The sequence below is a fragment of the Xanthobacter aminoxidans genome (assembly GCF_043193615.1).
GTDB classification, from domain to species: domain Bacteria; phylum Pseudomonadota; class Alphaproteobacteria; order Rhizobiales; family Xanthobacteraceae; genus Xanthobacter; species Xanthobacter aminoxidans.
The window spans coordinates 188,151-210,597 of record NZ_JBAFUS010000004.1 but is presented as its reverse complement, the minus strand read 5'-3'; the positions used below and the strand labels follow the sequence as shown (position 1 = coordinate 210,597).

Below are 22,447 nucleotides of genomic sequence, written 5' to 3'. Positions count from 1 at the left end.
GGTGCGGTTTCAGTTTTAACAGGCCACCTCACCACCATCAGGCGCTGAGGAAGCGCATGCGCAGGGCCTCGTCGGCCATCAGCTCCTGCGAGCTGCCGCTCCACACGATGCGTCCCTTCTCCAGGATGTGGTGCCGGTCGGCGAAGCGGCACAGCATGTCGATGTTCTTGTCGATCACCAGCACCGACTGGCCGCGCTCGCGGATGCGCACCAGCGCATCCCAGATCTCGCGGCGGATGCGGGGAGCGAGGCCTTCCGTCGCCTCGTCGAGAATGAGCAGGCGGGGATTGGTCATCAGTGCGCGGCCGATGGAGAGCATCTGCTGCTCGCCGCCGGAGAGCAGGCCGGCACTGCGGCGGGCGAGGGTGGCGAGCGCCGGGAACAGGCCATAGACCGCCTCCAGCGTCCACGGGGATGGTGCCCGGCCGCGGTTCGCCGCCGTGGCGACGAGGTTTTCCTCCACTGTGAGGTTGGGGAACACCTGCCGGCCCTCCGGCACCAGTGCGAGACCGTTGCGCGCGACCTTGTAGGCCGGCAATCCGGAAATGCGGATGCCGCGGAAGCTGATGTCGCCCTGGGTGAGGGAGACGAGGCCCATGATGGCGTTCACCGTCGTGGTCTTGCCCATGCCGTTGCGGCCCAGCAGCGTCACCACCTCGCCCTCGGCGATGGCCAGGTCGACGCCGAACAGCACCCGGCTTGAGCCATAGGCCGCTCCCACCTGCCGCAGTTCCAGCATCACAGATCCTCCCCTTCGCCGCCGAGATAGGCGAGTTGCACGCGCGGATCGGTACGCACCACTTCCGGCGGCCCGTCCGCCACCCGCGCGCCGGAGGCCAGCACGAAGACCCGGTCGGCGAGGCTGAAGACCGCCTCCATGTCGTGCTCGACCAGGAGAATGCTGAACCGCCCCTTCAGCCCGGCGATGAAGTCGATCATGCGGCGCGCCTCGGCAATGCCGAGCCCGGCCATGGGCTCGTCCAGCAGCAGCACCCGCGGCTCGACGACGAGGGCCATGGCGATCTCCAGGAGCCGCTTCTCGCCGTGGGAGAGCTGGGACGCCGGCCGCTCGGCGCACTCGGACAGACCGAGGCCGGCGAGTTGCGCCTGCGCCTTGCGGCGCAGCGGCGCTTCGTCCGCCACCTCCCGCCAGAAATGGAAGCTGTGGCCGGCGTGGGCCTGGGCGGCAAGCGCCACGTTCTCGACGACGCTCAGCTCGGGAAAGATGCTGGCGATCTGGAAGGAGCGGGCGATCCCGAGCCGGGCGCGCGCATCCATCGTCAGGCGGGAGATGTCCCGCCCCTCGAACAACACCGCGCCGGCATCGGGGCGGAGCGCTCCGGAGAGGAGATTGACGAAGGTGGTCTTGCCAGCCCCGTTGGGCCCGATCACCGCCACCAGCTCGCCGGCGGCGAGGTCGAAATCCACCGCATCGACCGCATTGAGCCCGCCGAACCTGCGGGTCACGCCCGCGGTCTGAAGAAGGGTCTTGCCCATCGGAATGATCCCTTGAGAACAGGCGCAGGCTGCCCTGCCGGACCCGGCGCGAACAGGGCGCTGAGCCCGCCCCGGCCGAGGAAGACGAGGAGGATGAGCAGCGCGCCGAAGCCGAGCCGCCAGTGGATGGTGAGATCGGAGAGATATTTCTCGATGCCGAGATAGGCGAGCGCACCGATGATGGCACCGAAGGGCGTCGCAAGTCCGCCGGCCACGACCATGATCATCAGCTCGGCCGAGCGGGTCCAGTCCATGTATTGCGGACCGACGAACTCCGCCGCATTGGCGAGCATCGCCCCCGCCAGCCCGCACACCGCCGCCGAGAGCACGCAGGCCGCGAGCTTGTAGCGGAAGGTGGGAAAGCCTGCCGCCTCCATGCGCCGCTCATTGATGCGGATACCCTTCAGCACCGTGCCGAAGCGCGCCCGCGCGAGGCGCATGTTGAGGCCGGCGAGCACCACCAGAAGAGCGAGGGCCAAATAGTAAAACTGCCGGGAATCATAGAGGTCGACCAGTCCGCCGAAGGTGCTGCGGACAGCGAGGTGCATCCCGTCGTCGCCGCCATAGTCGTAGAGGCTGGAGGCGCCGTAGAACATCATCTGCGCGAAGGCGAGGGTGATCATGATGAAGAAGGTGCCGGAGGTGCGCAGCGCCACCACCGACAGCGCCGCGGCCAGCAGCGCGGAGAGGCCCATGGCCAGCGGCCACTGCACGAAGCCGCTCTCCACCCCGGCATCCGCCAGGATGCCCACCACGTAGGCGCCGATGCCGAGATAGAGCGCGTGGCCGAAGCTGACGAGCCCGGTCTGGCCGAGGATCAGATCGAGGCTCAGGGCGGCGATGGCGAAGATGATGACGCGCAGCCCCATGTCCACCCAGAACGGCTGGTCGGCGATCCCGGCCACCAGCGGGAGCAAAAGGAAGGCGCCGCAGAGGAGCCCGATGGCCGGCACGCGCCAGCGGGCGAGCACGCCGGGGCGGGAGGGGCCGTGTTCGGACGCTTCCGGGGGCGCCTCGGGCCGGCGCAGGCCGGCGGCCGGGATGAGACCCTGCGGGCGGAAGAACAGGATCACCGCCATCAGGATGTAGATGAGCATGGAAGCCAGAGCCGGCGCCACCGTGTTGGCGGCCACCGGCGAGAGGACCAGCGCCATGAGATCCTTCAGATAGGCCCGGCCGATGGTGTCGATGACGCCCACCAGCAGGGCCGCCACGAAGGCCCCCTTCACCGATCCCATGCCGCCCACCACCAGCACCACCAGCGCCAGGATGAGCACGTTGTCGCCCATGCCCGGATAGACGGTGAGGATGGGCGCCGCGATATAGCCCGCGAAGCCGGCCAGCGCCGCGCCGATGCCGAACACCACGGCATAGATGGCGCCGATATTGACGCCCAGCACGCTCGTCATCACCCGGTTGCTGGCGCCGGCGCGGATGAGCATGCCCATCCGCGTCCGGCCGATGAGGACATAGAGCAGTCCTGCGATGGCAAGGCCGGCGCCGATCATCGCCAGCCGGTAGGCGGGATAGGGCGCGCCGGGAATGAGCTCCACCGATCCGGCAAGAAAGGCCGGGATGGGCGCGTGCAGCGGCTCCGGCCCGAACACCATCCGCGTCGCCTCGTTGAGCACATAAACGAGGCCCACCGTGCACATCACCTGGTCGAGATGGCTGCGCGCATAAAGATGCCGGATCACCAGCCGCTCCAGCACGAGGCCAATGACGAAGGTGGCAAGGCCCGCCGCGACGAAGCCCGCCACGAACGAGCCCGTGACCAACGCGAAGGTGACGCCCAGATAGGCGCCGAGCATGAACAGGGAGCCGTGCGCAAGGTTCACCAGATTCATGATGCCGAAGGTGAGCGTGAGCCCCGCCGCCATCAGGAACAGGATCACCCCGAGCTGAACTCCGTTCAGGAGTTGCTCGACGAACAAGAGTTGCATGGCCGCCTTCCCGCTGTGTCAGGAGTTCTCTTCAAGATCATCCGCGATCACTTCAGCGGGCATTCCTGGTAATAGGCGTCCTTGGCGTCGGTCATCACCTTCTCGACGGTCTTGGTGACAAGGGTGCCGTCCTCGCCCTTCACCACCTCGCGAACATAGTAGTCCTCGATGGGGAAGTGGTTGGTGTTGAAGGCGAACTTGCCACGGTTCGAGGCGAAATCGGCCTTCTGCAGCGCTTTGCGGATGTCGTCCTTCCGGCTCATGTCACCGCCCACCGCCTTGACCGCGCTGGAGACGAGCAGAATGGAATCGTAGGCATGGGCGGCGTAGTCGTTGGGCAGGACTCCGTTCTTCTGCTTGAAATCGGAGACGAAGCGGGCGTTCGCGGCATTCGGCAGATCGACGCTCCAGACATTGCCCGAGCGCACGCCGATGGCATCGTCGCCCACCGCAGGCAATGTCGCCTGGTCCACGGTCCACACGGTGTAGAGCGGGGTCGACTTCGCAAGGCCCGCCTGGGCGTATTGCTTGACGTACTGCACGCCCATGTCGCCGGGATAGAAGATGAAGGTCGCTTCCGGCGCGGCGGTGCGCAGCGCGCTCAGTTCGGCGGCGAAGTCCACCTGTCCGAAGCGCGTGTAGACCTCGCCCACGAGGTCGCCCTTGAAGTTGCGCTTGAAGCCGGAGACCATGTCCTTGCCGGCCTGGTTGTTGACCGTCATGACATAGACGCGCTTGACGCCGAGCTTCTCGAGATAGGCGCCGAGCGCCTCGGCCTGCTGGTCGTTCTGGGACGACACGTTGAAGAAGTTCGCCGAGCAGGACTTGCCGGCGATGGGCGCCGGTCCCGAAATGGGCGAGATCACGAAGGCATCGGTGCGGGCGAGGCCGCCGTGCACTGCCATCATCTCCGAGGAAAAGACCGGACCGACGAGGAAGTCCACGCGCTTCGACTTCACCATCTCGTCGGCCAGTTGCTTGGCCACGTCCGCCTTGCCCTGGCTGTCGCTCCAGAAAAACTCCACCTGCTGGCCACCGAGCTTGCCGCCCTCGTGGGCGACGGCAAGTTCAATGGCTGCCTGCATCTGCTTGGCGAGCACCGCGCCGACGCCGGTCTGGGGCAAGATGACGCCCACCTTCACCGGATCGGCCAAAGCGGGGGCGGCGCAGAGAAGGGACAGGGCTGTGCTGAAAAGGATGCTGGCTTTCATGGAATGCGCTCTCGGTTTCAAAGGGGGCAGACGGACGCGGCTTCCAGATGGCTGAGACTCCGGCCGCGGCATGAGCCGGGCCGGAGGAAAAAATCAGGCGAGGCGCGCGGCCTGAACGGTCGTTGCGTCGTCGCGATAGCTCGCCCAGACCTCCTCCATGAAGGCGAGGCTTTCAGGGTCGAGATCGAACCGCGGCTCGGGGTCCTGGTCCCAGTGGCCGTGGCGATCTTCGCCGGCGATGAGCAGGGCGGAACGGCGCCCCAGCATCGAGCGGCAATGGGCCGGCATGTAGAAGAAGGCGATGCCGATGCGCCGGTCGTCGGACATGTTGGCGGGCGATCCATGCACCGTGCGCTCGTGGTGCATGGAGAACTCGCCCGGCTCGAGCGGCATGTCGACGGCGAGGCTCTCGTCCACCGTCACCTTCTGGCCGCGGGCGAGCAGATTGTCGGCATCGAACGTCTCCTCATGCACCAGATCAGGCCCGAGGTGGCTCTTCGGGATAACCTTCATGCAGCCGCTCTCGGTGCTGGCGCGCGACAGAGCGAGCCAGACGGTGACTTCCTGGTGCGGGTTCAGCCCGTAATAAGCGGAGTCCTGATGCCAGGAGACGAAGCGCGGATCACGCGCATTCTTGGCGAAGGCGGACGAGCCGAAGAGCAGCACGTCCGGCCCGAGGATGGCCTGGACGGCCGACACAATGCGCGGGTGCCGCGCCAGCTCCACGAGCCATGGGAAGGCGAGATGCGCCTTGATCTTGAGGCGCTTGTTGACCTCCTCGCCCGACTGGGCCTCGAAATCTTCGACTTTATTGCGATAGAGGCGTGCCTCTTCCGCGCTGATGGCCCGGACCGGACAAAGGTATCCCTCGGAATTGAAATGCGCGACCTGTTCGGGGCTGAGCACGCCAGTCATTGCGCTTCCTCGCTGTGTTTGCGTATGCCTGCGCATGTGCAGGCGGTTTTCGGGGCTTCACAGGAAGGCGGCGCCGGCCGACGCGCACCATGGGCTTCGCTCTCTGAATCCGGATAAAAGCGACAGTGTGTAGTTTTAATCAGCCCGGTTGATTGTCAAGTTGAAGGGCCGGCGATAATCTGGGCAAAATATCGATGATGGGCGTCAAAATTTGAGCACGAGCAATAAAACCGTTCGCCGCCGCGGTCGCCCGCAAGGTGACGAAGTGAAGATCGCAATCCTCAAGGCAGCGAACGAGCTGCTCGAAGAGCAAGGACTTTCGGGGTTTACGATCGATGCCGTTGCAACCCGGTCGGGTACGGCGCGCTCGTCCATCTACCGCTGGTGGCCAAATCGGGGGGCTCTGGCGATCGCCGGCTTTCTCGCGGAGACTGCCCAAAAGATCGGCTACCCGGTGACGGCCTCGGCCGTTGCCGACGTGAAAAGCCAGATGATGCGGGTCGCAGAGGTCTACGGCCAGAAGGTCGGACGTACGATTTCCGCGCTGGTGGCCCAGGGCCAGAGCGATCCGGAGGCGCTGCGCGCGCTCCTCGACGGCTATGTGCTGCCGCGCCGGGAAGAGGCGAAGAAGGCCCTCCTGCGCGGCATCGCCAACGGCGAACTGCGCGCCGATGTCGATCTCGACGTGGTGATCGATGCGCTCTACGGGCCGATCTGGTACCGCATCCTCGTCCCGCACGCGCCATTGACGTCGGAATGGGCCGGGCACCTCGCCGACTACGTCTTCGACGGCCTGCGGCCGGCTGCGGCGGACGTCCTCAGCGCACGCGCATGAGTGACCAATTCAAGCTCGGATCGATGTGGAGCTGCTGCATCACAGGCAGGAAGACGGGGACCACCACGAGGATGGTCGAGATGCCCTCAAGCATGATGTGCTGCACCGTCAGGCAGTCCGCACCGTTCTCCTGCGAGCCGAGTGACGGCCTGACCGATAGACCCACATATCCCATGTGGCTCTATCGGATCGACGGGGCCTGCTCCGTCCTCGGCATCGCTGGCGAACCCGCGCGCCGGGGAGCGCAATTTGCTGAGCGACGTGCCTAGCCTTCGCCGCGGGCGATGACGGGGAGCTGTGGCGCTTCGTCGACATTGAGGCTGAACAGATCCGGCCGCGCATAGTGGCCGATGGGGTCGAAATCCAGCTTGGCGCCGATGATGTCGTCGAGGTCGACATCGGCAGTGAGGATGCCTTCCTCGTCCAGCAGCGGACCGGCCAGCACTTCTCCCAGTGGGCCGACGATCACCGAGCGGCCGTGCATCATCCAGGCGTCGGGGGCGGCGTCGATGCGGCTGGCGTAATCTTCGGGGAAGTCCGAGCGGCGCATCACCTGGCAGGCGCTGATGACGAAGCAGCGGCCTTCCATCGCCACATGCCGCATGGTGGAGATCCAGGTCTCCCGGTCGTCGGCGGTGGGCGCGGCCCAGATCTCGACACCCTTGCCATAATAGGCGGCCCGCAGCAGCGGCATATAGTGCTCCCAGCAGATGGCGCCGCCGAGCTTGCCGTAGGGCGTATCGACCACGGTCAGGGTCGAGCCGTCGCCGAAGCCCCACACCAGACGCTCCGAGCCCGTCGGCATCACCTTGCGATGCTTGCCGAGAAGGCCATCGGGGCCGAGATAGAGCACCGTGCAGTGAAGCGTTCCGCCATCGCGCTCGATGACGCCGACCACCACATGGATGTCGTGCTCCGCGCAGGCCGCGGCGAGCTGGTCCACTTCCGGTCCCGGCACCGTGATGGCGCCGCGCACGTAGCGGACGAAATCCGCCCGCCCCTCAGCCGTCCGCCGGCCGACGCTGCAGCCGAAGTCGAGCCCCTTGGGGTAGCCGCCGATGAAGGCCTCGGGGAACACCGCGATTTTCGCCCCCGTGGCGGCGGCTTCGGCGATGAGGGCGACGGTACGCTGGGTGGCGGCCGGGCCGTCGAAGGGGATGGTTGCAGCCTGGACAGCGGCCACCTTGATGCTGGGCATTTCGCTCATTCCTTGTTGTGTGCTGCGCCGTTCCACAGCGGGCGATCGAGATCGAAGAGGTCGCGCGTGCGCGTGTAGGCCGTCGGGCCGTGCATCCGGGCGACGAGATCGAGGGCGAGGCCGTCCACCCGCGGACGGGCTGGATCGCCGGTCAGCACATGGGCGGCATAATGGGCGTGCAGCACCTCGCCGACGACCAGAAGCTGGCCTGGGCCGGTCTCCAGCAGATGGGTCATCCGGCATTCGAGGGCGACGGGGGATTGCGCGATGCGCGGCGGACGCACGCCGATGCTGGGGACGGCCGAAAGGCCCGCCAGCGCGATCTCGTCCACCTCGGGCGGTGCATCCACGCAGGTCGCGTTCATGGCCTCGACGAGGGCGTGGGGGACGAGGTTGACGACGAACTCCCCGGTGGCGCGGATGTTGGCGGCCGTGTCCTTCTCCGGCTCCGGCCGCGCGAGGATGCCGAGCGCCACCACCGGCCGGTCCGCACCGAAGACGTTGAAGAAGGAATAGGGCGCAGCGTTCACGACGCCATCGGCGCTCATGGTGACGACCCATGCGATGGGTCGCGGCAGCACGGTGGAGGCCAGCAGCCGGTAGCGCATCTCGGCGGAGAGGAGGCTGAAGTCGAAATGGCGCGTGGCGGGGCCATCCGGGGGCGCCGCGGCCTGTGTCTGGGTATCGGTCATGATGTCCCTGCGGCCGGCGTCAGGCGCTCCGGCCAGCTGGCGGACGACGGCCCTCGCGCGGGGCGGGGCCATCGTCTCCATGGTGACGGACGGCGGCCTCAGGCGCGAAGGATCTTCACGCTCTTCACATCGAAGCTGCCGGTGGCGATCTCCTTGTCCACCTCGCCGGCGATGGCCGTGTTGATGAACTTCGGCACGTCGGGCATGCGCGGCAGGAGCTTGGCTTCCACGCCCCATTTGGCGAGGGTTTCCATCTGCGCGATCTGGGCCGGAGAGAGGGCGACCTTGATGTCGGTGAAGGTCTTCGCGCTCCACGCCGGATCGTAGCTCGACGCCTTCTGGAGCACCGGCTCGGGAATGTTCTTGGCCGGCTCCAGCGAGCGGAACCAGCTGTTCGCCAGATCATTGTTTTGCGCGGCGAAGAACAGCGCCTGCGCATTGGCGAGCAGCAGACGGCGCAGCACGTCCGGCTTCTGGACAAAGCGGTTGTTGGCGGCGAGCACGATGACCGGGCTCAGGTTTTCCGAGACGACCACGGCATTGCCCGTGCTCTCGAAGAAGCTCACGAAGGGGTCATAGGTGAAGAACGCGTCGATGCGCTGGGCGCCCACGGCATCGGCCAGTTCCGCCGGGCCGACGTTCACGAAGGTCATGTCCTTGCCGGGCACGAGGCCGGCCTTCAGCACGGCGTCCTGCGCATTCTGGAAAGCGGTGATGCCGAAGGTGCCGTAGACCTGCTTGCCCTTCAGGTCCGCCATCTTGGTGATGCCGGATTTCTTCGTGGCCAGAACCGCCGAGCGGAAGCGGGCCTGGGAGGACACGGTCGTCACCGGCGCGCCGATGGCCATGGTGGTCACGGCGGCGAAATCGGAGAGCGTGCCCACGTCACCCGCGCCGGAGACCAACGCCTCGGTGATGGCCGGCGAGGCGGCGAGCTGGATCATCTCCATCTTCAGCCCGTTGCGGGCGGGGATGTCGGTGCGCATCAGCACGTGGGCGATCTGGGCCGACACGGTGGTCGTGTTGAACCAGCACATGCGGACCACATCCCCTTCCTGCGCGCGCAGGATGGAGGGGGCAGCCAAAGGAAGGGTGGCGGCGAAGCCTGCGGCCAGCTGGCCGAAACGGCGGCGTGAAAGTCCTGAGGTCATGATTATTCCCCTTTTTGCCATTCCGGCTTGAGCGTTTCCCACAGGTCGTTGACCGTGGAGACGAACCATGGATCGGAGCGCATCTCGGCCGTGCGCGGGCGCGGCAGCGGCACCAGAACCTCCTCGCGCACCCGCCCCGGACGGGGGCTCATCACCACCACGCGGTCGGCGAGGAACACCGCCTCATCGATGCCGTGGGTGACGAAGATCACCGTCTTGCCGGCTTCCGAGGAGATGCGGGCGATCTCCTCCTGCAGCAGCACGCGGGTCTGCGCATCGAGGGCGCCGAACGGCTCGTCCATCAGGAGGATGTCGGGATCGGGCGCGAGCGCCCGGGCGATGGCGGCGCGCTGCTTCATGCCGCCGGACATCTGGTGCGGGAACTTGTCCTCGAACCCATTGAGCCGGACCATGGCGATGAGCGCGCGGGCAATCTCGGCCCGCTCAGCCCTGCCCATGCCCTTGGCCTTGAGCCCGAACTCCACGTTCTGCTGCACCGTCATCCAGCCGAACAGCGCGTAGTCCTGAAACACCACCGTACGGGAGGGACCGGGCCGGGTGATCGGCCGGCCATCCTGGAGCAGTTGCCCACTGGTGGCAGACTGGAAGCCGGCAATGATGCCGAGCAGCGTGGACTTCCCGCAGCCCGATGGACCCAGCAGCGAGATGAACTCGCCGCGGCGGATGCGCAGCGTCACGCCATCGAGCGCGACGACGGGCTCCTCGGTCTTTGACCCGTAGACCTTCCCGACATTGCGGATGTCGATCTGCACGTCCTCGGGCGAGAACTGGGAGGAGAGACCGGAAGAGATGGCGGGAGAGATGAGTGCGGCGTTCGCGGTCATGGCTCGTTCCTCAATTGCGCTCGGAGGGCGCCCAGGCATTCACCCGCCGCTCGATCCGCTCGAGGATGGCCGACATGGCGAAGCCGACGAGGCCGATGGTGACCATGCCGGCCACCACGTTGTTGATCTGGAACAGCATCCGGGACTGCTGGATCAGGTAGCCGAGGCCCGTCTGCGCGGCGATCAGCTCCGCCGTCACGACGCACATCCAGCCGACGCCGAGGGCGATGCGAAGGCCCGGCAGGATGATCGGCAGCGAGGCGGGGATCAGCACGTCCCAGAACAGCTGCCAGGGCTTGGCGCCGAGGCACAGGGCCGCGTTCATCTGGTTGCGGTCGAGGCCGCGCACCGCGGTGTAGGTGGCGACGAAGGCGGGAAAGACCGCGCCGAGGAACACGAGGAAGTAGGACGCCGCATCCCCGAGCCCGAACCAGAGGATGGTGATGGGGATCCACGCCAGCGGCGGGATCGGCCGCAGGGCCTCCACCACCGGCCGCACAAAATCCGATACCGAGCGCCACCAGCCGCACACGAGGCCGAGCGCCAGCCCGACCACACAGGCGAGCAGGAAGCCGACGGCGACCCGCTGAAGGCTGGCGGCGAGATGGATCCACAAGGAGCCATCCACGGCCATGTCCCACAGGGCCTGCGCCACGGCGAATGGCGACGGCAGGAGGAAGCCATCCACAAGTCCAAGCCCCGTCACCGCCTGCCAGAAGGCGAAGAAGGCGGCGAGGCCGAGGCCGGCGCGGACCGACTTGTCGGCGAGAAGCCGCGACCAAGGCATCTTCCGCGCCGCCGGCACCGACCTGTCGGGAACCGCCGTCATTGCGCCCGCTTCAGCGTTCGCTCCCATCGGAACATCCTCCTTCAGCCCGCCAGCCGGCGGCTCGTCCGTGCGATCAGCCATGACCAGAGGCTAAGATATGTCGGCCAATTCCGTCAATTCGCCAATGCCGGAAAAATGGCGATTGATCGGGCAATAATGCTGACGAATGCGATCAAAGAGGCAGCAAGTCGCACATTCTTTAAGCGCGGATGTTCAATTTTTATCGGCTAAAACCGATGCTAGACCTCGCCAGCCAGATCGGACATGGTGCATCCATCGGGGGAAAGTGACAGTGACGGCGGACATCGAAGAGAAGCTGGCCCGGATCGGCATCACCGGGACGCTCTACAAGCTCTATCTGACGGCAGTCGGCCTCGGCGGCGCCTCCATCACGGAGGTCGCCGCGAAGGCGGGCCTGGCGCGCACCACGGCGCACGACGCGCTGGCGAAGCTGGAGGAAGAGGGGCTGATCCGGTTCGTCGACCAGGGCAAGCGGCGCTTCGTGGTCGCCCAGGACCCCGGCGTGCTGCTGGAGCGCATCGAGGCGCGCCGGCAGATGCTGGAAGACGTCATGCCGGTCCTGCGGTCCATGTATCACCACGAGACCGGCAAGCCGAACGTGCGCTTCCATCCCGGCCCGGAGGGCATCCGCACCACGCTGTGGGACACCCTGTCCGGCGGCGACACGGTGCTGCGGGCCACCCTCTCCATGAAGGAGTTGATGGCCGAGCCGGGGCTCGACGAGATGGAGCGCTACCTCACCGAGCGCGCGCGGCGGGGCATCTGGCTGCACGTGATCCGCTCGGCGGAACGCGACATCGCCCCCATCTGGCCATCGAGCGACGAGCAGCGGCGCGAACTGCGCTACGCGCCGCCCGCGCACCAGCTGGCGATGACCTGCTTCATCTATGGCAACAAAGTCGCGCTCATCTCGTCCGCCCGCGAAAGCTACGGCATGATCATCGACAGCGCCGAGTTCGCCGCGTTCCAGGCGTCGATGTTCGACGCCATGTGGAGCCTCAGCATCCCGACGTGAGGCGGGGGATCACTCCCCCGTCCGCCGCAGAAGCCGCAGCGCGTTGGCGGTCACGAGCACGGTCGCGCCGGTATCGGCGAGAATGGCCGGCCAAAGGCCGGTGATGCCGGCGACGGTGGTGACGAGGAACACCGCCTTCAGTCCCAGCGAGATACCGATGTTCTGGCGGATGTTGCGCATGGTCCGCCGGGACAGGTCGATCATGCCGGCGATGTCCCGGACGCGGCCATGCAGCACGGCGGCATCCGCCGTCTCCAGCGCCACGTCGGTGCCGCCGCCCATGGCGATGCCGATATCAGCCGCGGCCAGCGCCGGCGCATCGTTGATGCCGTCACCGACCTTGGCGACGATATCGCCCTGCCGCTTCAGTTCGGAGACGATGCGCTGCTTGTCCTCCGGCAGAAGCCCGGCGCGCACCTCGATGCCGAGCGCGCGGCCGATGGCGGCGGCGGTGCGGGCGTTGTCGCCCGTCAGCATCATCGTGCGCAGCCCGCGTTCCTTCAGCGCCGCGAGTCCTGCCGCCGCATCCGCGCGCGGCTCGTCGCGCATGGCGATGGCGCCCGCGAGCACATCGCCGACGATGACGAGGGACACGGTCTTGCCCTCGTCGTTCAGCCCTGCGAGGCGATCTTCCGTCTGCGGATCGAGCGCCACCCGCGCAGCCCCTGCCGCGACGGAGCCGAGGAACACCTCGCGCCCCTCCACGATCCCCGTCACCCCCCTGCCGCCCAGCGCACGACCATCGCTCGCGGCGGGAATGGAGAGGCCATCGGCGGCAGCACGGTCGAGGATGGCCTTCGCCAGGGGATGGCTCGATCCGCCCTCCAGAGCGGCAGCAAGGCGCAGCACCTCCAGTTCGGGCAGCGCGAGGCCGATCACGTCCGTCACCTTCGGCCGTCCCTCGGTCAGGGTGCCGGTCTTGTCGAGACAGACCACAGTGACCTTGCCCGCCGTCTCCAGCACCGCGCCCCCCTTCAGGAGCAGCCCGCGGCGCGCGCCGGCGGACAGGCCCGAGGCGATGGCCGCGGGGGTCGAGATGACCAGCGCGCACGGGCAGCCGATGAGCAGGATGGCGAGGCCCTTGTAGACCCATTCGCCCCAGTCGCCACCCAACAGCAGCGGCGGGACGGTCGCCACCAGCGCGCCGATGACCACGACGGCGGGGGTGTAGATCCGCGAGAAGCGGTCGATGAGCCGCTCGGTGGGCGCGCGCGCCTCCTGAGCCTCCTCCACCAGCTTCACCACGCGAGCGATGGTATTGTCCTCGGCCGTCGCAGTGACGCGCACGGTGAGCGCCGCATCGCCGTTGACGGTGCCAGCGAATACACCCGCGCCGACGCCCTTGGTCACGGGCGCGCTCTCGCCGGTGACCATGCTCTCGTCGATCCCGCCCTCTCCCGCGACGATCTCGCCATCGGCCGCGATGCGGTCGCCCGGGCGCACAAGGATGGTGTCTCCGACGGCGAGCTGCGCCGCCGGCACTTCCACGAAATCGCCGCCCCGCGCCACCAGCGCCGTCTTCGGCACCAGGGCCGCGAGCGCCTTGATGCCATCGCGCGCCCGGCCCGCGGCGAAGCCTTCCAGCAGCTCGCCGACAAGGAAGAGGAACACGACGGCCGCAGCTTCCTCCGCCGCGCCGATGATGACCGCGCCCACGGCAGCAATGGTCATCAGCGTTTCGATGGTGAAAGGCATGCCGACCGCTGCGGCTGCGAACGCACGGCGGGCGATGGGCACGAGGCCGACCAGCATCGCGGCGATGAACAGGGGCGTCTGAACCTGCGGCAGGATGAGGCCGGCCAGGAAGGCCGCCGCGAAGGCGGCACCGCTGGCAAGGGTCAGTCGCGCCTTGCCGTTGGACCAGAACCCGCCCTCGCCCGGTTCCGCGCCATGGGCGTGGTCGTGGCCGGCGGCAGGCGCATCCCGATCCGGAGGATGGCTGGAGTGGTCATGCCCCGCATGGGGATGATCCGCGTGATCATGCCCGCCATGGTCATGGCCCCCATGGGCACCATGATCATGATTGCAGCACGCCTCGGGGGCCGCGGCAGGAGCGGACGTGCGGGCCGGCTCGGCGTTCGCGAGGGCGAGGCCATAACCCATGGGCTTCAGCCGCGCCGGCAAGGCCGAGAGATCGGCACCGGAATCGTGCCGCACGACCAAGGTCGCCGCCGCCACGGACACGCTCGCCTCCGCCACTCCGTCCAGACGGCTTGCCACGGCCTCGATCTTCGCTGCGCAGGATGCGCAATCCATGCCTGAGACGCGATAGCGAGTCTGAACCTGCCCGGCTGTCATGATGCCGCCTTTCCTTTGGTCATGGTGGCAGCCTAAATGCTCTAGTAACTAGAGGAGCAACCCCCATGGCTCCGGTGCAGGCGCACCTCACAATCGGCGAAGCCGCCCGTATCAGCGGCGTGAAGGTGCCCACCATCCGCTTCTACGAGGAGACCGGCCTGCTGCCGCACCTGCCGCGCAGCGAGGGCAACCGCCGGCTCTATGACGATGCGCAGGTGAAGCGCCTCGCCTTCATCCGCCATGCCCGCGAGCTGGGCTTCGGCCTTGATGCCATCCGCACGCTGCTGACCTTGCAGGATCGCCCCGACCAGCCCTGCGCCGAGGCCGATGCCATGGCCGGCGCTCGCCTCGACGAGGTGCGTCGGCGCATCTCCTCCCTGAGGGCGCTGGAGGCGGAGCTGGAGCAGATGGTGCAGGCCTGCGCCCACGGCCAGGTCGCCGAATGCCGCGTCATCGAGACGCTTGCCGACCATGGTCGGTGCAGCTTCCACCGCGACATCGAGACCTCCCGCGACACGGCTCCCCAACCGGCCACGCAAGTGCACGAGAGGACGAAGGGGCGACGCTAGCGACTACTCGGCCTCGTTGCCGGTGTCCGTCCTCTCGCCGAGCGCGCTGCGCCGTAGGCGACTCGGCGAAGTGCTCGTCCAGCGCCGGATGGCGCGGCTGAAACTGGCGTTGGAGCCGTATCCCACCTCCGCCGCCACGGTCCGAATGGCGCTGCCAGTGGCGGTGAGGCGGGCGATGGCCTGCTCGGCGCGCACCTTGTCGATCAGCTCGGACAGGCTGGCCCCCTCGGCGGCCAGCCGGCGTTGCAGGGTGCGCCGGCTCATGAACGCGAGTTCGGCGATGCAGGCGAGGCTCGGCTCGGTGCCGGCTTCCATGAGGGCTGGCAGGATGGTGGTGATGGAGCCGGCCAGCGTGCCGTCGCCGCGGATCACCGCAGAACCTGCGGGGACGGCAACATCGGCAACCTGCCGCCCGTTCACATAAGGCCGGTCGAGCAACGCATCGGAGAAGACCATGGTCACGGTGCGGTTCGCCGCCGGGACCACCTCGCAGCCGAACTGGGCGCTCATGCCCTCAACCCCGTGGCGCGGGTGAGGCGTCAGTTCCATCCGCTCGATCAGCGGACCCTCATGGCCCGTGCGCAGTGCCACGGTGCGGATCAACGCGGCCACATACTGGTGCACGAAGGATAGGTGCTCGGCATCCACGGGCACGCGAAAGGCGTGGCGTACCGCGCCGCCGCCGGGATCGGGCGTCAGGGTGAACAGCTCGTGGGAGCCGTGGTGCAGATAGGCGCGCGCCACCTTGATGAAAGCCTCCCGCGGTGTGCGGGAGGTCATGACGATCTGGCCCAGAAAACCGAGCTCCTCGATCCCGGCATGGGCGACCATGCGGCAGGGCACATCATGCCCCTCCCGCCCCACGACCTCCATCAGCAGGCGGATTCCGGCCATGAGCGGGATCGGGCGGTCACGGTCCTCGATCAGCCCCGCCGGTAGGCCGGCGTCGAGCAGCATCTGGTCGAGCGAGTAACCGCTATCGCGCAGCCAGACCATGAGCGGCGCGATGGCCGCGGCGCGCACCAGAGGCAGTGTCGTGGTCACGGGTGCCCTCGTCTTCCAATCTCTTTCTCGACCGGCTTGGCTTACGGCGACCCGACGTAGCTGCCACCGCTCAAGCTGGACAGTAACAGAGCCTGTTCACACGCTTTCACCGTGGCGCGCAAGATCAAAACCCGCACGGCGTGAGGACTTGGCTTCACACCCGCGCGAACGGCGGCCATGTTACGAAACGTCAATGATTGCAAGGATGCACACGAAAACCCGCATTCCTTCAGAAGTCCCCTTGCGCAAGCCCACACTCCCGTTGCTGTGTGGCCACACCCGGCCGGGAATAGCGTGGGCGGGGCAGTTCCGCCCCCGCGGCTGCGCTAGGATGGCGCGGCCGGCGCATGACAAGACCCGGCGGGGCGCCCCAGGACGGCGCCGGCTCAAGACGGGGGAATTATGGTCCGGGGGCATCAGTTCGAAACAACGGCCGCACACCGCTCGGCCGGGTCAGACGGCACAGCTCGCACGCGTCGGGGGGCGCGAGTGGGATTGCGCGCCGCGCTCGCCATGCTGGTCGCGGGCGCGATGCTGGCGATGGCACCCGCGCGTCCTGCCCACGCTGCGGACCTCGGCGTGGCGCCCGCTGCGCAGCCCCCGGCGGCGTCCGGCTGGCAGTATCAGGCCACCTTGTACCTTTGGGCGACCGGCATCGACGGCGACATCGGCATCCGCCGCCTGCCGGCCATTCCGGTGGACATCACCTTCGGCGACGTGATGCAGAACTTCCAGGGCGCGGTGATGGGCAACTTCATCGCCAAGAAGGACAACTGGACCCTGTTCGCCGACGTGTTCTGGTCGCAGCTCGGCACCAGCAAGAACCTGTCGACCGCCGGCCAGCCCCTCCTCGATTTCTCCCAGCGCCTGTTCATCCTGTCCGGCGCCGCCGGCTACCGGCTGCCGGTGGGGGACGCCGATTTCGACCTCTCCGCAACCGCCGGCTTCCGCTATCAGCGGCTGTCGGCCAACACCTCCCTCAGCTCCATCTTCGTGCCCTTCGCCATTTCCGAGTCCGACACCAAGGACTGGCTCGACCCGACGTTCGGCCTGGCGCTGCAATGGAAGCTCAACAAGCAGTGGTTCCTGAACGCTCTGGCGGACGTCGGCGGTTTCGGATTGCCGGCGAGCTCCAAGCTCTCGGCGCAGGGCCTCGTGGCGGTGGGCTACAACTGGAATGAATCCTGGTCGACGGCGCTCGGCTATCGGGCCCTCTACACCGACTACGAATCCATCACTTCGCCCACCCGCGACTTCCGCTACAACACCACCATGCATGGGCCGTTCATGAGCATCGGCTACCATTTCTGAGCACCGTCGCCGCGCCCGGGCGACGGCAGTCGCCCAGGCGCTGACTGCGCTTTCTCTTGCACTGCAGCGAGACTTGGTCTAGCTAGCCCGGCCTTCCGCACCCGCATACGGCAAGGAGGCCCGATGACCGCCTGCGGCCTCGATTTCGGCACCTCCAACACGACCCTCGGCCTGAACGGATCCAACGGCCCGCGCCTCGCGCGGCTGGAGGGCGCATCCGACACCCTGCCGAGCGCGATCTTCTTTCCCTGGACCGGCACGCCGCTGGTGGGCCGCGCCGCCATGGCCGCCTATGTGGGCGGCGAACAGGGCCGCCTGATGCGCGCCCTGAAATCCGTGCTCGGCACGTCCCTCATCGAGGAGACGACGCCGGTCGGCCGTCGCCGGCTCGGCTTCAAGGGCGTCATCGGGGAGTTCCTCGCCGAGGTAAAGGCGCGCGGCGAGGCCGAAGCCAACGGGCCGCTGCGCGAAGTCGTCCTCGGCCGGCCGGTGCATTTCGTCGATGGCGATCCGGACGGCGACAAGCGCGCCGAGGAGACGCTGGGCTCCATCGCCCGCGACATCGGCTTCAGCGCCCTCTCCTTCCAGTTCGAGCCCATCGCGGCCAGCCTCGACTATGAGCGGCAGGTGGCCGGCGAGGAGCTGGCGCTGATCGCCGACATCGGCGGCGGCACCTCGGACTTCTCCATCGTGCGCATCGATCGCGGGCACCAGAACCGCGCCGACCGCGCCTCCGACATCCTCGCCAACGAGGGCGTGCGCATCGGCGGCACGGACTTCGACCGGCACCTGTCGCTGGCCGTGGTGATGCCCCTGCTGGGCCATGGCAGCCCGCTGAAGCGCAAGGGCCTCGCCATGCCGGCGGCGCTCTATCACGACCTCGCCACATGGTCCGCCATCAACCGGCTCTATGACGGGCGCACCGCGCGCTCCATTCGCGAGCTGGAACGCGCGGCGGCGCAGCCGGAGCTGGTCTCGCGCCTCGCGCGCGCCGTCGAAGAAGAGCGCGGTCACGGCCTCGCGCTCGACGTGGAGGCGGCCAAGATCCGCGTGGCCGAGGAGGGTGCCACGGAACTCGATCTCGCCGTGCTGGAGGCCGGGCTTTCGGTCGGCATTTCCCATGACGACCTCATCGCCCATACCGGGCTCCTCGCCGAGCGAATCGCCGGGCGGATCTCATCCTGCCTCTCCGCCGCCGGACTGACGGCGGACGCCATCGATGCCCTGTTCCTGACCGGCGGCTCGACCCGCCTCGCCCATGTGCGCGCCGCCATCTGCGCCTGCGTCCCGCAGGCCCGGGTGATCGAGGGCGACACCTTCGGATCGGTGGGTACCGGTCTCGCCATCGAGGCGGCGCGGCGCTACGGCGGCTAAGGGTTCGCGCCGCCCACAGGTTGCGCGCATCCTCCCATCGGCCATGCTTCCCTTGGACGCGCGGGCATGCTGTTCTCTCCTCCGGACGGCGGCGATGACAAAGACCGGCCGCAGGAGGAAACATGAGCTACGCCATAGCCTTGGGCCTCGCGCTGGCCGCGACGGCCCTGTCCGTGACCACCCCTGCCGCCTACGCCCAGACGCCGGCCGCACCGGCCCAGGCTGTTCAGGCGCCGCAAGCGCCCCTCACCGGCACCTGCTCGCAGCAGCGGCTTTGCCAGCTCAAGAAATTCTACGAGGTTGCCAACTTCAGGATCGGCGGCCGCTACGACCTGTCGAACCCGGATAAATGGGCAAACGGCGGGGAAGGCGGCACGACGCTGGAATCCCTCGGCGCCGGCCCGGCGAAGACAGCCTACATCGCGCTCGGCACCCCGAAGCGCAACGCCGCGGGCGAGATCACCAACGCTGTGGTGATCAATTCCTTCTATTCCGGCGACGCCACCGACATGTACGCCCAGTGGGTGGAGGGTACGGCCCTCTCCGGCGGCTCGGTGATCGGCTCCGGCAAGCCCATCGATACCGACCAGTATTACGTGGTGCTGGTGGACGCCCTCGGCCTGTGGGGCACCAGCAAGCCCTCGGAAGGGCTTGGGCAGAAGTTTCCGCAATACAGCTACCAGGACATGGTGCAGGCCAATTACCGGATGCTGCGCGACCACCTGAAGGTCGCCCGCGCCTCGCTCGTCACCGGCGTCTCCATGGGCGCGACCCAGACCTATGTCTGGGGCGTGATGCATCCGGACTTCATGGATGGCCTCATGCCCATCGGCGGCACCAGCCAGTCGGACGGCGAGGACCCGGTGGGCAACTGGACCTTCCAGCTCATGTCCGCCGCCATCGAGAGCGATCCGCAGTGGCGCGCCACGGGCGGCAATTACTACAACCTCCCCAAGGACAAGCACCCCAATCAGGGCGTCGCCTTCGGCTGGTCGATCCTCAACCTCACCGGGTTCGACTTCCAGCACCGCTCGCAGCAGGACTGGTCGACGGTGCAGCGGGACGTCTTCTACTGGAACCCGCCCAACCCGCAGGCCGGCGCCTCCATCGCCGCCCGCTCGCTGCTGTTCGATGCGGTGGACCTGCTGTGGCGCAACCGTGCCGGCGAGACCTACAACATCAATGCCGAGCTGAAGCGCATCAAGGCGCGCACCCTCGTGATGCACATCGAGAACGACCAGTGGCTCACCTTCGACCGCGCCAAGCGCACGGTGGAGAAGGTGCCCGGCGCGGACTTCGTGCATGAGAAGAGCCCGGTCGCCCATTACGGCGTCTTCCCCATCCTGAAGAACCGCCAGTTCGATCCCACCGTGGCCGCCTTCCTCGGCGACGTGTCGCGCCTCACCCGCAATCGCGAGATGGCGGCGAAGACCTACCGCACGCCGTCCGTCGCGGCCGACATCACCCCCGACAAGTCGTTCTGGAACAGCTTCGTCACCTATCCCTTCCCGGTGAAGAAGACCAAGGCGAAGGACAGCCGCGGTGTCGAGTGGGACATCGGCTACATGGACGAATATGCGGGCACGGCCGCCAACCCCGACGTGCTGGTCATCGTCCACGGCAAGGGCGCGTTCGGCGGCCATTACGGCAACATCATGCGCATCGCGCTGGAGCGTGGCCTGCGTGTGATCGCCGTGGACATGCCCCATTACGGCATGTCCGGCCCCGGCAATCTCGACAAGAGCCCGGCCCGCACCCTGCAGGACATGCGCGACGTGCTGCACGAGGTGGTGGTGAACCAGCTGAAGGTTCCCAAGGCCGCCTATCTCGGCCATTCCATGGGCGGGCAGATCGTGCTCGGCTACGCCCTCTCCTGGCCCGAGGCGGTGACCAAGCTGATCCTCGAAGCCCCGGCTGGCCTTGAGGAATATCCCCGCGAGGTCACGATCGCGCCGGGCAAGAAGCTCGACCTGTTCGATCCCGCCTTCGCCCACGATTTCGACGCCTGGAAGAAGGCGTGGGACCAGACCGGCCTGCGCGAGCGGGAGAAGAACCTCACCGCCCAGCAGATCGACGACTTCTACCACTTCCGCAGCCGCGATCCCGTGACCGGAGCTGTGACGCCCCAGCGCAACGGCTACTTCCTGCGCGACAGCGAATATGCCCGCCTCCACACCGCCCAGCGCATCGGCATGATCAAGGGTGATCCGCGCGAGCTGCAGCAGTGGGTGGACGTGTTCACCTTCGACATCTACGCCATGGTGGCGGAGCTTCAGGAGAAGGACCCCAAGAGCCTCTACAAGCGGCTGACCGAGATCAAGGTGCCGATCTTCCTCGCCTTCGGCGACAAGGAGCCCTTCATCCCCGGCACCGCCTTCAACGGGCTCACCGACCTCTCCCGCCAGTTGGTCCTGCCCTTCATGCGCCGCATGAACACGGCGGGGCGCGACGTTCAGGTGAAGATCTATCCCGGCACCGCCCACTTCATCCACACGGACGAGCCGGTCGCCTTCGCCGAGGATGTGGTGGACTTTGTGGAGACCGGCCGTGTGCCCACCGGCGCGCCGGCAAGCATCGACCGCCTCATCCACGGCGCACCCGCCGCCGCAGAGGCCGCCCCGGCCAAGGCTGCGGCGCCGACCGGATTGAACAAGTAGACGTCGCCAAAAGGTTTGCGCTCCGGACCCGGAGCGCAAACCGCCCTCGGCGCGCCCCTGACAAGAGGCCCCCATGCAGACGCTCGACGTGAACGGCCTTCGCCTCGCCTACCGGGAATGGGGCGGGGGGGACACGACCGTCCTCTTCATCCACGGCAATCTCGCCAGCAAGGAGTGGATCGAGCTGGCGGCCCCCCACTTCCCGCGCGGCGTGCGCACCGTGGCGGTGGATTGGCGCGGCTGCGGCGACAGCGACAAGCCGGCGCCCGCCGCCGACTTCTCCAACTATTCCATTGCCCAGCATGCCGACGACATGATCGCGGCGCTGGATGGGCTCGGCATTTCCTTTTGCCACCTCGCCACCCACTCCACGGGAGGTATCATCTCGACGCGCATGATCCTGAAGCAGCCGGAGCGCTTCGGCCGGGTATTCTCGCTGTCGCCGGTCGGCCCGCAGGGCATCGACTTCCCGCCCGAGAAGACCGCCTTCTTCGGCCAGATGAAGGAAAGCCGCGACCTCACCCGCCAGATCATGGCCGCGACCGCGCCCAGCCTGTTCGTGGATGAGACGCTGTTCAAGGGCCCTGCCCGCTTCATCCCCGACGCCGGGCCGCGTGCCGCCCTGTTCGACCGGATCGTCGATCAGGTCTGGGCGGTGTCCGACGGCATCTGGTTCGGCACGCCCGACACCCTCACCAAGGAGGCGAAGAGCGGCGAGCTGAAGGGGAAGATGGCGACCATCCACCATCCCCATCTCGTGGTCTGGGGCATGCGTGACGGCGTGATCAAGGAAGCCGACATGGTGGAGATGGCTGCGGTAATGCCCGATTGCCGCTTCGTCGCCGTGCCCGGCATCGGCCATTCCATGAATTTGGAGGCGCCGGAGCTTTACGCCGGCTATTTCGGCGCATGGTTCGGCGGGCTCTGACCCTGCCGCCCTCCGCGCCTGTGTCAGGGCGCGTCCAGTCCCGGAACCGGTCACTTCGCCCACCTCGAGCCCGAGCCGGTGACGCTACCGGAGCTTGACCACCGCGCCGCAGGT

General features: G+C 67.5%; 20 protein-coding genes and 1 pseudogene. 7 read left to right on the top strand and 14 right to left on the bottom strand.

Going from position 1 to position 22,447, the window contains the following annotated elements; translation table 11 throughout:
• Positions 1 to 37: 37 nt before the first annotated feature.
• The 6 genes and pseudogenes from V5F74_RS19700 to V5F74_RS19675 all read right to left on the bottom strand — a co-directional run bounded on the left by V5F74_RS19700 (position 38) and on the right by V5F74_RS19675 (position 5,566).
• Complete coding sequence (locus tag V5F74_RS19700; RefSeq protein WP_029556552.1) at positions 38 to 739, bottom strand: ABC transporter ATP-binding protein; 702 nt, start codon at positions 737 to 739, stop codon at positions 38 to 40.
• On the bottom strand, positions 739 to 1,497 hold the full coding sequence (locus V5F74_RS19695) for an ABC transporter ATP-binding protein (protein ID WP_394009757.1): 759 nt from the start codon (positions 1,495 to 1,497) through the stop codon (positions 739 to 741). Before V5F74_RS19695 ends, V5F74_RS19700 begins: the two co-directional genes overlap by 1 nt.
• Complete coding sequence (locus V5F74_RS19690) at positions 1,464 to 2,366, bottom strand: branched-chain amino acid ABC transporter permease (protein WP_245279443.1); 903 nt, start codon at positions 2,364 to 2,366, stop codon at positions 1,464 to 1,466. Before V5F74_RS19690 ends, V5F74_RS19695 begins: the two co-directional genes overlap by 34 nt.
• 165 nt (positions 2,367 to 2,531) lie before the next feature.
• A pseudogene (locus V5F74_RS19685) lies at positions 2,532 to 3,440 on the bottom strand (branched-chain amino acid ABC transporter permease); the annotation flags it as partial.
• A 47-nt stretch (positions 3,441 to 3,487) separates the two neighbouring features.
• Positions 3,488 to 4,651, bottom strand: a complete 1,164-nt coding sequence (locus V5F74_RS19680) for an ABC transporter substrate-binding protein (RefSeq protein ID WP_394009756.1) — start codon at positions 4,649 to 4,651, stop codon at positions 3,488 to 3,490.
• 93 nt (positions 4,652 to 4,744) lie between these two features.
• Entirely contained in the window at positions 4,745 to 5,566 is an 822-nt protein-coding gene (locus tag V5F74_RS19675) for a phytanoyl-CoA dioxygenase family protein (protein WP_024278070.1), read from the bottom strand.
• Between the two features lie 265 nt (positions 5,567 to 5,831).
• Between V5F74_RS19675 and V5F74_RS19670 the strand changes: the two genes are divergently transcribed.
• On the top strand, positions 5,832 to 6,401 hold the full coding sequence (locus tag V5F74_RS19670; protein ID WP_394009755.1) for a TetR/AcrR family transcriptional regulator: 570 nt from the start codon (positions 5,832 to 5,834) through the stop codon (positions 6,399 to 6,401).
• On the opposite strand, the gene V5F74_RS19665 is transcribed toward V5F74_RS19670, so the two are convergent.
• From V5F74_RS19665 to V5F74_RS19640, 6 genes are all read right to left on the bottom strand, one after another.
• On the bottom strand, positions 6,385 to 6,507 hold the full coding sequence (locus tag V5F74_RS19665) for a hypothetical protein (RefSeq protein ID WP_394009754.1): 123 nt from the start codon (positions 6,505 to 6,507) through the stop codon (positions 6,385 to 6,387). The two genes, V5F74_RS19670 and V5F74_RS19665, sit on opposite strands and share 17 nt — an antisense overlap.
• A 159-nt stretch (positions 6,508 to 6,666) precedes the next feature.
• Positions 6,667 to 7,599: a carbon-nitrogen hydrolase family protein gene (locus V5F74_RS19660; RefSeq protein ID WP_394009753.1), complete on the bottom strand. Its 933-nt coding sequence runs from the start codon at positions 7,597 to 7,599 to the stop codon at positions 6,667 to 6,669.
• Between the two features lie 5 nt (positions 7,600 to 7,604).
• On the bottom strand, positions 7,605 to 8,291 hold the full coding sequence (locus V5F74_RS19655; RefSeq protein ID WP_029556545.1) for a flavin reductase family protein: 687 nt from the start codon (positions 8,289 to 8,291) through the stop codon (positions 7,605 to 7,607).
• 98 nt (positions 8,292 to 8,389) lie between these two features.
• Complete coding sequence (locus tag V5F74_RS19650; protein WP_029556544.1) at positions 8,390 to 9,442, bottom strand: ABC transporter substrate-binding protein; 1,053 nt, start codon at positions 9,440 to 9,442, stop codon at positions 8,390 to 8,392.
• Between the two features lie 2 nt (positions 9,443 to 9,444).
• Positions 9,445 to 10,287, bottom strand: a complete 843-nt coding sequence (locus tag V5F74_RS19645) for an ABC transporter ATP-binding protein (RefSeq protein WP_029556543.1) — start codon at positions 10,285 to 10,287, stop codon at positions 9,445 to 9,447.
• Between the two features lie 10 nt (positions 10,288 to 10,297).
• On the bottom strand, positions 10,298 to 11,074 hold the full coding sequence (locus V5F74_RS19640) for an ABC transporter permease (protein WP_245279314.1): 777 nt from the start codon (positions 11,072 to 11,074) through the stop codon (positions 10,298 to 10,300).
• A gap of 334 nt (positions 11,075 to 11,408) precedes the next feature.
• Here V5F74_RS19640 and V5F74_RS19635 point away from each other — a divergent pair, with 334 nt between their 5' ends.
• Positions 11,409 to 12,152, top strand: coding sequence for a TrmB family transcriptional regulator (locus V5F74_RS19635; protein ID WP_245279313.1), 744 nt, complete (start codon positions 11,409 to 11,411; stop codon positions 12,150 to 12,152).
• Between the two features lie 9 nt (positions 12,153 to 12,161).
• Here the strand turns inward: V5F74_RS19635 and V5F74_RS19630 are convergent, their stop codons facing one another.
• Positions 12,162 to 14,450 (bottom strand): heavy metal translocating P-type ATPase, encoded by a 2,289-nt coding sequence (locus V5F74_RS19630; RefSeq protein WP_394009752.1) that lies wholly within the window; start codon positions 14,448 to 14,450, stop codon positions 12,162 to 12,164.
• A 65-nt stretch (positions 14,451 to 14,515) separates the two neighbouring features.
• Between V5F74_RS19630 and V5F74_RS19625 the strand changes: the two genes are divergently transcribed.
• A complete protein-coding gene (locus V5F74_RS19625; RefSeq protein ID WP_394009751.1) occupies positions 14,516 to 15,019 on the top strand; it encodes a MerR family transcriptional regulator in 504 nt (167 codons plus the stop codon).
• A 3-nt stretch (positions 15,020 to 15,022) separates the two neighbouring features.
• On the opposite strand, the gene V5F74_RS19620 is transcribed toward V5F74_RS19625, so the two are convergent.
• Complete coding sequence (locus tag V5F74_RS19620) at positions 15,023 to 16,063, bottom strand: helix-turn-helix transcriptional regulator (RefSeq protein ID WP_394009750.1); 1,041 nt, start codon at positions 16,061 to 16,063, stop codon at positions 15,023 to 15,025.
• 489 nt (positions 16,064 to 16,552) lie between these two features.
• On the opposite strand from V5F74_RS19620, the gene V5F74_RS19615 reads away from it, so the two are divergent.
• The 4 genes from V5F74_RS19615 to V5F74_RS19600 all read left to right on the top strand — a co-directional run bounded on the left by V5F74_RS19615 (position 16,553) and on the right by V5F74_RS19600 (position 22,333).
• Positions 16,553 to 17,374 (top strand): hypothetical protein, encoded by an 822-nt coding sequence (locus tag V5F74_RS19615; protein ID WP_394009749.1) that lies wholly within the window; start codon positions 16,553 to 16,555, stop codon positions 17,372 to 17,374.
• A gap of 123 nt (positions 17,375 to 17,497) precedes the next feature.
• Positions 17,498 to 18,748 carry an Hsp70 family protein gene (locus V5F74_RS19610; RefSeq protein ID WP_029556536.1) on the top strand — a complete coding sequence of 417 codons (1,251 nt, stop codon included), beginning with the start codon at positions 17,498 to 17,500 and terminating at the stop codon, positions 18,746 to 18,748.
• Between the two features lie 122 nt (positions 18,749 to 18,870).
• The gene (locus V5F74_RS19605; protein ID WP_029556535.1) at positions 18,871 to 21,405 is read left to right on the top strand and encodes an alpha/beta hydrolase; all 2,535 of its coding nucleotides are present in this window, start codon (positions 18,871 to 18,873) and stop codon (positions 21,403 to 21,405) included.
• 73 nt (positions 21,406 to 21,478) lie between these two features.
• A complete protein-coding gene (locus V5F74_RS19600; protein WP_394009748.1) occupies positions 21,479 to 22,333 on the top strand; it encodes an alpha/beta fold hydrolase in 855 nt (284 codons plus the stop codon).
• Positions 22,334 to 22,447 lie beyond the last annotated feature (114 nt).